This is a genomic window from Sporomusa sphaeroides DSM 2875 (assembly GCF_001941975.2).
GTDB classification, from domain to species: Bacteria; Bacillota; Negativicutes; order Sporomusales; family Sporomusaceae; genus Sporomusa; species Sporomusa sphaeroides.
This window is the reverse complement of record NZ_CP146991.1, coordinates 2,029,848-2,041,137: the sequence shown is the minus strand read 5'-3', so window position 1 is coordinate 2,041,137 and position 11,290 is coordinate 2,029,848. Positions and strand designations below refer to the sequence as shown.

Annotated in this window: 11 protein-coding genes; all 11 read right to left on the bottom strand. The window is 46.9% G+C overall.

The window, feature by feature from the left end; translation table 11 throughout:
* Nucleotides 1-21: 21 nt before the first annotated feature.
* Nucleotides 22-792 carry a LytR/AlgR family response regulator transcription factor gene (locus SPSPH_RS09370; RefSeq protein ID WP_075755381.1) on the bottom strand — a complete coding sequence of 257 codons (771 nt, stop codon included), beginning with the start codon at nt 790-792 and terminating at the stop codon, nt 22-24.
* Complete coding sequence (locus SPSPH_RS09365; protein ID WP_075755379.1) at nt 785-2,509, bottom strand: sensor histidine kinase; 1,725 nt, start codon at nt 2,507-2,509, stop codon at nt 785-787. The genes SPSPH_RS09370 and SPSPH_RS09365 overlap by 8 nt, the downstream gene beginning before the upstream one ends.
* Before the next feature lie 4 nt (nt 2,510-2,513).
* Entirely contained in the window at nt 2,514-3,125 is a 612-nt protein-coding gene (locus tag SPSPH_RS09360) for a lysophospholipid acyltransferase family protein (protein WP_075755377.1), read from the bottom strand.
* Entirely contained in the window at nt 3,118-3,792 is a 675-nt protein-coding gene (gene cmk, locus SPSPH_RS09355; protein WP_075755375.1) for a (d)CMP kinase, read from the bottom strand. Before cmk ends, SPSPH_RS09360 begins: the two co-directional genes overlap by 8 nt.
* A gap of 12 nt (nt 3,793-3,804) precedes the next feature.
* Entirely contained in the window at nt 3,805-5,103 is a 1,299-nt protein-coding gene (aroA, locus tag SPSPH_RS09350) for a 3-phosphoshikimate 1-carboxyvinyltransferase (RefSeq protein ID WP_075755373.1), read from the bottom strand.
* 22 nt (nt 5,104-5,125) lie between these two features.
* Nucleotides 5,126-6,154, bottom strand: coding sequence for a 3-deoxy-7-phosphoheptulonate synthase (aroF, locus tag SPSPH_RS09345; protein WP_075755371.1), 1,029 nt, complete (start codon nt 6,152-6,154; stop codon nt 5,126-5,128).
* Nucleotides 6,155-6,276: 122 nt separating this feature from the next.
* Nucleotides 6,277-6,834, bottom strand: a complete 558-nt coding sequence (locus SPSPH_RS09340) for a hypothetical protein (protein WP_075755369.1) — start codon at nt 6,832-6,834, stop codon at nt 6,277-6,279.
* A 57-nt stretch (nt 6,835-6,891) separates the two neighbouring features.
* Nucleotides 6,892-8,133: an NAD(P)/FAD-dependent oxidoreductase gene (locus tag SPSPH_RS09335; RefSeq protein WP_075755367.1), complete on the bottom strand. Its 1,242-nt coding sequence runs from the start codon at nt 8,131-8,133 to the stop codon at nt 6,892-6,894.
* 80 nt (nt 8,134-8,213) lie between these two features.
* Entirely contained in the window at nt 8,214-8,948 is a 735-nt protein-coding gene (locus SPSPH_RS09330; protein ID WP_075755365.1) for a pseudouridine synthase, read from the bottom strand.
* A gap of 29 nt (nt 8,949-8,977) precedes the next feature.
* On the bottom strand, nt 8,978-9,961 hold the full coding sequence (locus SPSPH_RS09325) for a hypothetical protein (protein WP_075755363.1): 984 nt from the start codon (nt 9,959-9,961) through the stop codon (nt 8,978-8,980).
* A 16-nt stretch (nt 9,962-9,977) separates the two neighbouring features.
* A complete protein-coding gene (locus tag SPSPH_RS09320) occupies nt 9,978-11,258 on the bottom strand; it encodes an FAD-dependent oxidoreductase (protein ID WP_075755361.1) in 1,281 nt (426 codons plus the stop codon).
* Nucleotides 11,259-11,290: the final 32 nt, after the last annotated feature.

Below are 11,290 nucleotides of genomic sequence, written 5' to 3'. Positions count from 1 at the left end.
TATAACTTGGCCGTGTTTTCTTCATAAACCGAATATTTTTTTGAGTTTGGGAACCTGCTGGCGGCTGACCGGCACTTCTTCAGCCAACCCTTCCAGGATCAAATTATAAGTACCGTTAAACCACGGAATTATCTCCCGGATTTTTTCTATATTAACAAGATAGGCACGATGGGTACGAAAAAACAATTGTTCATCCAGGCGAGAATAAAACTCCTGGAGAGACATATTGGAGTAATAGCATTTATTGGCCGTGCGGATGGCTAATTGGCCTTCGGCACAATATACGGCAATAATATCCTTTGTGTCAATTACAAAAGCTTTGCCGTTATGTTCAATCGCCAATTTTTGCAGAGAATAAGGCACTGTTGCTAACTCGCCGGCCCGTTTGGTGGAATTGGTCTGCACAGCTTCCTGCAATAATGCCCGAACCTTTTCTATACATTTTGCCACTCTTTTGGCGGAAAAGGGTTTCAATAAATAGTCGACGGCATTAAGATCAAAAGCTTTAACCGCAAATTCTTCGTGCGCTGTGGCAAAAACAAGCAACGGCACAATCTGAGCCGCATGCATTTTTTCGGCAATTTGGATACCGTTTGAGCCGGCCATTTCAATATCCATAAAAATTAAGTGCGGATTCAGCGAGGGTATGGCGTTGATGACGGTATCACCACCGGCAAACTCACCCACAACCTCAATTTCACGAAAACTTTCCAACAAGTATTTTAACTCACTGCGTGCCGGCTCTTCATCATCAACAATCATGACTCTAATGGTGCGTAATTGATCAACCATTCACCACAACCTCCATGTCAATGGGTATATGGAGCAGCACTGTTGTTCCCTGCCCTTCCACACTATCAATGGCAAGTGCATGTTTGGGGCCGTATATCGCTTTGAGACGTTCATTAACATTAGTTAAACCAACACCGGCTCCTTTGCCAAAACCATATTCCAGTATCTGTTTTTGGATGGTGGCCGGGATACCCTGACCATTGTCGGTAATGGAAATCTCAACCTGCCTGCCAATGATTTGCGCGAGAATTTTAATGGTTCCGCCATCAACTTTGGCCAGAAGACCATGTTTTACAGCATTCTCGACAAGTGGCTGCAAGGTAAAAGCAGGGATAAATATATCCAGAGTATCAGGATCTATGGCATGCTCAATGGTTAGCCGCGAACCAAATCTCGCTTGTTCGAGAGTGAGATAGGAATCCACATGCTCAAGTTCTTCTTTGAGGGTGACAAAATCCCGGGCTGTTTTTAGGCTGCGCCGAAAGAACTCGCTTAACTCAATTAAAAGATTGCGGGCATTTTCAGGATTTGTACGGCAAAAAGAAACAATCGTATTCAGGGAATTAAATAAGAAATGCGGATTGATTTGAGCTCTAAGGGCTTTTAGCTCCGCTTTGGCCGTTAACTCTGCTTTATGTTGGAGGGCTGCCAGTTCAAGCTGAGTACCAAATACCTGGCCAAGTCCCTGGGCAAATTCAATATCCAGCGCTGTCAGCGCTTCTTCGCGCGCGTAATAAATCTTCAAAGTGCCAACAAGCTCGTCCCGGCAATAGAGCGGTACGACTATCGCCGATTTTAGCGGACAGGCCGGTTCCGTGCAGCCAATCTCTGCCTGCGTCTGAGCTACCGTAACCTGCTGCTGGGCCAAACAGGCTTTAGTTAATTTAGTAAACACCCGCATGCCCTGTGCATGATGGTCGCTGCCACGGCCTATATGGGTTAACACTCGTTCCAAATCGGTGATTGCCACTGCGGCAGCCGAGGTCATAGTTAAGATATTTGCAGCTACTTTTTCAGCCGAGATTGGATTTAACCCCTGGCGGAAATGGGGTAATGTAGCATTGGCTATCTTGAGGGCTTTGTGAGTTTGCAAAGCGGCAATTTGGGTCTGATGCTCTTTGGCGTTATGAATAATAATCATAAAAACCGCGATACCTATGGCATTGGCCAGCGACATGGGAACAGCGACAAGAGACACCAGCGACCAGGCTGCTTCGTAAGGTTTTGCAAATACTAAAATCAAGCCCATACTGAGCATGATTACACTAACACCGATAATTACACCGGTAATCCATTCCGACGTTTTCGGTTTAATACGCATATGAACATAGCCGGCTATCACACCGCCGATTATGGTGGCAATGCCGCACTGCACAGCAGTAAAACCCCCAAGGTAAATCCGGTGCAGGCCGCTGATTACCCCGGTAGCGGTTCCTACCAGCGGACCGGCCAAGAGCCCGGCGGCAATTGCCCCGGTATCCCGGACATTGGCAAGCGCACCTTCAATGGGTATGCCAAAATACGTGCCGGCAATAGATATAAGCGAAAAAATAAATATAAGTGCCAACTTCTCCCGGCCGGTAGTAGTTTCTTTAAAAAGCAGGCGAAAAGCCCGTGTATGTGATAATACATACGCAAAAACGGCAATTATGGCAATACGCTGCACTAAGATTATCGATAAATGAACTTCTACTATTTCGATCGTGCTATTTCCCATATACTTATACCTGCTTGCCAGACGAGGGATTGGCCGCCTCCAGCAAAAGACCTATCTCTGTCATAATTCGCATACTCATGACCTCCATAGTATCTTGGGTATTATTGTCACGGCTTACTATAATCGGCTTGCCAAAGACCACCTTAAATTCTGGCAGCCAGTGTCCGTCCCGGAAGACTTTATCGGTGCCAATTAGCGCCGCCGGCACCACCGGCACGCCGGACTTAATCGCCAGCAGGGCAAATCCGGGTTCCGGCGCACCCAGTTTACCACTCTTACTGCGAGTGCCTTCAGGAAAGATGCCGAGAACAGAGCCGTTCTCCAGCAGTGTCAAAGCGGTACGGATTGCTTTCCTGTCAGCCGCTCCCCGCCTTACCGGAAAAGCTCCTAGTTTGGTAATCAACCAGCTAAATATAGGGTTAGAAAACAATTCTTCCTTAGCCATAAAGTGAATTTTCCGTGGTATAGCGGTACCAAGCACCGGCGGGTCCCAAAGACTGATATGGTTTGCCGCAATAATAACACCACCTGCCGGTATATTCTCGGCTCCAATCACTTTCCAGCGAAATACCAGTGAGAAAAAGGTGCGCAGTATAACATGAACCAAGTTATACATTTGTCTGCCTCTCCTTGCATAGGTTTAGTATTTTTTCCACAGTGTCATCGATAGACAAATGGGTAGTATCAACCTGAATAGCGTCGGCAGCAGCGATGAGCGGCGCAACTTCCCGTTCACAGTCTTCCTTGTCCCGGCAGGCAATTTCATTTTCCAGTTCAGCCAAAACAATGGTATAGCCTTTGTCTGTCAGTTCCCGCCACCGGCGTTTCGCCCGCTCGGCAATAGATGCTGTTAAAAATATTTTTATGTCGGCATTAGGCAAAACATGAGTGCCAATATCACGGCCATCCATAACAACGCCACCCTGGCTCGCCATTTCCCGCTGCAATTTTAACATAACATCTCTAAGCTCAGGTACCTGCGCTACCTTGGCTACAAGCCGGCTGACCTCAGGGGTGCGGATGGCCTCCGTAATATCCTGTCCGGCCACAGCCACTTTGGTTTTACCATCCACATAGGACAGCTTTACATCAAGCTTGCGGGCTAAACCGGCAATCTCCCGGTTATTAGGTTCCACACCTTCATGAAGCGCCTGCCAGGCTACTGCCCGATACATAGCTCCGGTGTCAATATAGGTATAGTTTAACTTTTGCGCGGCAAGTTTTGCTACCGTACTCTTGCCAGCGCCTGCCGGTCCGTCAATTGCAATGATTAAGGGCTTCATTTATTGCCTCCTTTACTCCTGCCTTAATGCTGCCAGAATGCTAAAAAAGTCAGGATAAGAAATTTTTACACAATCAGGTTCTTCGATTTCGACGCCTTGGGCAGCCGCACCAGCCACTGCCAGCGCCATGGCCATGCGGTGATCGTGGTGGGAATTGCATGAGGCAAAATTTAATTTTTGCGGTCCGTTAATAATAAGGCCATCAGCAGTTTCGTCAATGGCGGCCCCCATCTTCCCAAGCTCGAGCACAACGGCCTTGAGACGGTCGGTTTCTTTTACCCGCAGTTCTTCTGCGCCGGTAACAATGGTTTGACCTTCGGCAAACAAAGCCGCAACCGTTAATACCGGAATTTCGTCAATAAGACGCGGGATAATCTCGGCGCCAATGGTTACGCCCTGCAGCTTAGCCGAACGAACAATAATATCTGCTACCGGTTCTCTGCCGCTCCAGCGTTCATTGGTAACCGTTATATCTGCACCCATTTGGGTTAATATATCGAGAATACCGGTGCGGGTCGGGTTGATGCCCACATTGACTAATACTAATTGACTGTTAGGAATAATGGAGGCAGCTACCAGCCAGAAGGCTGCTGAGCTGATATCACCCGGGACATCAATTTGCTCCGGGGCGTCAACCTTTTGTACAGGCTCAATGATAATACTGTTACCCTCCCGTTTAACAGGTATGCCGAAGGTTTCAAACATGCGCTCAGTATGATCGCGTGAAGGCATTGGTTCGGCAACAATAGTCGGGCTGTTGGCAAATAGTGCTGCCAATAGTATGGCTGACTTTACTTGCGCGCTGGCAACAGGCATATCATATTCAATGCCTTGTATTTGTTCGGCTGCCAAAATAGCTAAGGGAGCATACCGTGACTGCTCACGCCCCTTAACGTTTATTCCCATCCTGGCCAGTGGTGTTATAACCCGGGCCATCGGGCGTTTTCTCAGGGAAGCATCACCAGTCATAACGCTAAAAAACGGCTGAACTCCTAATAAACCTGTCATCAGTCTTATTGTTGTTCCCGAATTACCGGCATCAAGTACCTCATGCGGTTCACGCAGTCCGTAAAACCCATTGCCTGTAACAGTAAGAACCCCTGCATCGCCTTGCTCAACACGTACTCTAAGCGCCCGCATGCAGTCAATCGTTGACCAACAGTCGGCGGCATGCAAAAAATTTGTTATCTTTACAGGCGTATCAGCAAGACCGGCAAGCATAATACTGCGGTGCGATATCGACTTATCTCCCGGAATATTGACAGTCCCTTTCAGACCGGTTGTTCCCGTAACTTTCATATTTTCTCCCATACTACTATACTACTCCCTCTCATCACTTATTTTTCTTTTTATTTACGGTTCGACCAAGTGCGGCAGTTAATTTGTCCAGTTCTTCCATGAGCTGGGCAAAATTTCCTGGCGTGAGTGACTGAGGTCCGTCAGATAAGGCTTCCTCCGGGCAGGGATGCATTTCTATCAGCAAGCCGTCAGCACCGGCGGCAACTGCAGCCTTGGCCATAGGACTAACCCACCGCCAACTGCCTGTGCCATGGCTTGGATCAACAATAACAGGCAAATGGCTTATATGTTTTATTACCGGCACAGCACTCAAATCCAGCGTATTGCGTGTATAGGTCTCATAGGTACGAATGCCCCGCTCACACAATACGATTTGATCGTTGCCGCCTGACATAATGTATTCAGCAGCCATGAGCCATTCTTCAATCGTAGCTGCCAAACCACGCTTTAGCAGAACTGGTTTTTTGGCTAACGCTACTTCTTTGAGCAGTACGAAGTTTTGCATGTTGCGTGTACCAATTTGCAGCATATCTACATACTGGGCAATTAATTCTACTTTACGGGGATCGGTTACCTCTGAAACAACAGGCAAACCTACTTCCTGACCAACCGTCCTGATAATTTCAAGACCGTCTTTTTCCAGCCCTTGAAAACTGTAGGGTGAAGAACGCGGTTTATATGCTCCGCCCCGCAGCATTGCCGCCCCGGCCTCTTTGGCGCTGGCAGCAGCTTGCTGTAATTGTTTATAGCTTTCAATTGCACAAGGCCCGGCAATAACGGGGATGTTTTCTCCGCCAAAACTGGCAGTGCCAACCGTAACAATAGTATTGTGCTGTTGAAACTCCCGACTGGCTAATTTATAAGGTTTTGCAACAATAACTACCTTATCAACGCCTGGCATTCTTTCATATAGATCGGGATTACAGGCCGATAAGTCACCACTGGCTGTAATAATTGTTTTATCTGCGGTAGTTATCGAGTGACCATCCAAGCCCAACTGTCGAAGCTTGTCCATTACCCGATTAACCTGGCCGGTAGTGGGAGTGTTCATCATTATAATCATAACAGGCCTCCACAATATCTCCAAAAATATGCTTTAGTATAATTCCCTGCCTGGTAAAAATTCTCCTCCAACGTCCGCAGTTTATTGCCGAATTTCCGTAAATAATTCACCCTTGCGGCGTATTACCGTTTAAAAATTACCTTCCCTACCACCACAAGATTACTTTGATTTTCCAGTAAAATACCATCCACAGGATACACCAGATCATTTTTATGGGTATCAATAATAAACTGGGCAGTTTTTTTAATTCTAACAGCGTCAATTTCGATATAATCGCCTTCATATACTGTAAGTTCAACTTCACCTTTGCCAAAATTGCCCACCGTTTCCCCGTTTACGGTAACAATCGCATCAACACCGGCCGGCGGGTTAATCATCCGGATGGTAATTTTCTTCCCCGGCCGCAGCGTACGCATCGACTTGGCGACAACTTTGTTTACCGTGTTCATAGTCCGGTCAGCATTAGGCAAAGGCACATCGGCAGCATACATAGTGGCAGGAGAAGTGATTTGCTCGCCCTCCAGTTTATCTACCAACGAGAGATATTTTCGGGCCTCGCCATGCACAAGGAGAACTTGCACTACCAGCAGCAAAACAACAGCTGCAGTGGCCAGTTTGATGAGCAGCCGGTCGATAACATAGAAATGCTTACGGCGGAACTTGTCATTTCGGTTCTCCATCCTAAAGCCCCCTATCGCAGTTCATCTCTACTAAAATGCCTTACGTCCTTTACATTATTAGCTCCCGGCAGCAGACCTGCCGGCCACATAGCCGGTAGAAAAAGCGGCTTGCAAATTAAAACCACCGGTGTATCCGTCTATGTCAATAACTTCACCGGCAAAAAACAAACCGGGTATCAATTTTGATTCCATGGTCCTTGCATCAATTTCTTTGGTACTGACACCGCCGGCCGTTACTATAGCTTCAGCTACCGGCCTGGTTTGCGAAATGGTAAACGTCAGGTGTTGAAGTATGGTTAGCAGGCGCATTCGCTCTTCTTTCGTAATTTGATGGACAAATTTATCCGGGTCAATAAACGACAAATCAATGACAACAGGAATTAGTTTGGCAGGCAGCAGTTCGTGCAGAGAGTTTTTCAACTGCTTTCTGGTAAACTTGGCAAAGTCACGCTGCAGGCGCTTGTCCAAAGTCTCCGTACTAAGAGCCGGCTTAAGATTGATGGTTATCGTCACTTCCTGATCCGGAGCAGCGGCAAAGAGCTCAGACACTTTTTTGCTTAATGACAAAATAATGGGGCCGGACAGACCATAGTGGGTAAACAACATCTCGCCAAATTCTTCGGCGGCTTTTTTGCCGGCACTTAACACAGTTGCTGTCACATTCTTAAGCGACAAACCTTGCAGTTCAGTTATCCATTCCTCCGCAACTTCCAGCGGCACCAGTGACGGCTTCAGCGGCACAATGGTATGTCCGGCAGCCTGCGCTAACCGGTAGCCATCACCTGACGAACCTGTACCGGGATAGGAGGCGCCGCCTGTCGTAATAATTATGGCATCGGCCCGGTATTCGGCCTCTGTTGTAATAACACCAACAGCCCGGCCATCTTCTATAATTAGTTTTTTAACTGTTTGATTTGTTTTTACGTTAACCTGTAGTTTGGACAGTTCTTTAGTAAAGATGCTAATAACATCTTTGGCCTGATCACTAACCGGGAAAACCCGCCCGCCGCGTTCCACCTTGGTCGGCAAACCGGCCTGATTAAGAAAATCAACAACATCCTGATTAGTAAAGGCATGAAAAGCGCTGTATAAAAAAGAGCCATTCCCTGTCATATTTTTCACCAGTTCAGGAATATCGCAGTTATTCGTGAGATTGCAGCGGCCTTTTCCGGTAATAAGCAGCTTACGTCCGACATCTTTCATTTTTTCGAGTAGCGTTACCTGAGCGCCATATTGAGCCGCGCTTACGGCAGCCATAAGGCCGGCGGCTCCACCGCCGATGATAAGAACTTGCTGCATATGTCACACTCGCTTTTCTTAATTATTTGAGGAAATTGAGCAAAAAAACCCTTATTTACTTCCAAATAAGGGTGAAAAAATCAACTGTTTTTTTTCTTGCCCAGGCGTTTTAGTTCTTCCACCTCACCGGCAAGCAGTTGGCGGTACTGCCCCCGTCTGACTCCCTCCAAGGTTAAAAAGGCAAATTTAACCCGCTTTAAATTCTTCACAGGAAAACCGATTGCTTCACACATCCGGCGAATCTGCCTGTTTTTTCCTTCGTAAATAACAAATTCCATGGTAGTTAACGCTTTTTCCCTGTCGATGTCCACAATATTAATTTTTGCCGGCGCGGTCATGCCATCTTCTAATTTAATACCGGCCCGCAGCTTGTCGAGCTTCTCCTCAGGTGGATACCCCTGAACCTTGACTAAATAGGTTTTGGCGATCTCATGACTGGGGTGGGTCAGCGCATGCGTCAAATCACCGTCATTGGTCATAAGCAGCAGCCCTTCGGTATTATAATCCAGCCTCCCCACAGGATAAACCCGTTCCGGAATATCGGCAACAAGGGTAGCCACCGTTTTACGTCCCCGGGGATCTTCCAATGCAGTTATGATTCCTTTCGGCTTGTTGAGCAAAATATAAACATACTTTTCCGCTTTTAACGGCTTGCCATCAACAGCAACCCGGTCCCGCCTGGTCTCAACTTTACTGCCAAGCTCAGTAACCGTCTTGCCGTTAACGGTTACCCGGCCGGCTGTAATGAGTTCCTCTGCGTCCCGCCGTGATGCAATACCGGCTTGAGCAATAACTTTCTGCAAACGTTCTAACATGTATTTCGACTCCTACTTTTACACTTATTTTATTCTTGAGCAAATTGACTAAAATCAGTCTGTACTTTACAAGTGCGCACCCGTTTATTGTCTTTAGTTAGCCGGTCACAACTGCCGCAAATGCCTTCGCCACAGCACATGGTGGCATTATTGGTGGCTGCCATTGGCAGGTTGACTTGAGCCGTCTGCATGGCGGCGATAACTCCATAATGCTGCTCATCAGGCCCTGCGCTGACAATAAGCTCAGGACATTCTTTGCTGTCGGTTAACAGCTCGGTCAACGCCTGCATGCCAAACTGACGCATGGAGGCTACTTCCTGGACAGTAATGCCCAGTTTGGTAAGTTCACCGGCAATAAAAACCTTGCCAATCCTGCCTGGTGCGACAAGTGCTTTGATATCATTATTCTTTTTGACCAGCCGGTGTGCTATTGATAATGCAGGTGGCTGTCCCATACCCCCAGTTATTAATAATATTTTACCATTAACTATGTTGTCAATCCAGGGTTGACCAAAAATACCATTAAAATACGGACCGCGCACCAATACATGGTTATTGTTGTCGGCTAACAAGTGTGCGGATTTGGGTCCGGTAGTTTCAACAACCACTTGAATATGGCTGCCAATGACCCGCATTACGCCTACAGGAAACTGATAGAACTGCTGGTCGGACGGCCGGCGCAAGAAAACAAAGGACCCGCATCTGTCAAGAGCCTGGGCAAGTTCAGGGATTACTTCAAATTCCAAGAGGTATGTATGCTCGGCAATCTTTTCTTTTAAAATAAATTCAGTATCGGCTTCCATGCGTACAGGTGCATCGGCATCAATAATCCAGTTTTTCTTTTTTGCTTGCCATTGTTTTTCGTATAGTATGCACACTCCGCTCCAGTTGCAATCACATACTGCTTCACCTTTTAAATGGCTGCAAAAAGTACAATGGTTAGTTTCCGCCAACAGGCAAGGGCAATAAGGAGAATTTATATCAATACACTTCATTGCCAGCTTATATAGCATGTTTCACCCCTCCTTGTTAAACCAAACAGGTATTATAAATATCATTTAATCCCGTTTTGATAACACGGTCATTAATTTCTCCCCGAACGGCTGAATATAAGCCGCGTTGTTTCATCCGCTCAAAATAGGCCGAACCTGAGAAAGTATACCTTAGTTTAATGCCTTCTTCTGTCGTCATCTGCGCGTGAATATAATTGATAAAATCACCTGAAGCCAGTTCGGACGGCAGTTCAAGATACTTCATATCAATACAGCAGCGTACCGCATTATGGCCTGCTAAAAGTCCGGTTACTACCGCTTCCGTATGGCCTACAAGAATACCGGATTTTTCACCGGCACAGAACAAATTATCAATACCGTCTACTTTCAGTGAGCTGCCGCAAGGAGCCATACCCAAATACCGTATGGAATTCCCTACTCCCCCGGCGTACGGGTCTTCATACCTGGTGCGTTCCAGTCCGGGTATTGTCCGCAGCATATCAAGCGGGAAGAAAGGGGTCATTAGCTTGGCATGTCCGGTATCAATAAGAACCATGTTTTCGGCATAATCGGCAATGGCATATTGTGAGCAGGCTTTTTTTCCAAGCATTCCTGACTTTTTGAGATTTTCCGGCAAGGGTATGACTACCATGCCTTCTTTTTCTAATTTATCTTTAAGCTCAGGACTGAGTGAGTCTTTGTTAATTTTACAGGAGCCACTCATAGCGCCATAGCTGCCATCGGCTTTTTTACCCATTATTTCTTTGACATCGGCCTTGGCGGTAATACTTACCCGGGGTCCGAATGTCGGACAGCGAAGAATGCACATGGAACAACCGTTGCCATATTTTAGGCAATTGCCCATAGGGCCGGAAGTGCCGGTTGTGTCAACAAAGGCATCTGCCTTGAAAACTTCTTCGTTATCATCAAGAAGGTGTTGGATCTTTTTACCGTATTTAACTACACCAGATACCCTTGCCCTGGTCTTGATTTCAATACCATAGTTTTGCAGGATTTTTTTCACCAAGGGTTCCATTGTAGTTACATCATAAAATGAAGCATGACTATGTCCGGGAAAATGTATACCTCTATGCCTGCTATTGGCATCCATGGCTACAAATAAGTCTCCCCCGCCCATGGCAATAGCTTCTTCAGCAGCCGTAAACCGGCCATTGTTGCGGAATATGCCCCCAACTAAGCCTGTTCCTAACAGCAAATCGGTGCGTTCAAGCAAAACTACCTGTGCCCCGGCTTTAGCCGCTGCTAACGCTGCGGCACAGCCAGCCCAGCCACCTCCAACTACGACGACTTTAATCATGGACTTCGCCTCCATTCCCCTGCTTTACATCA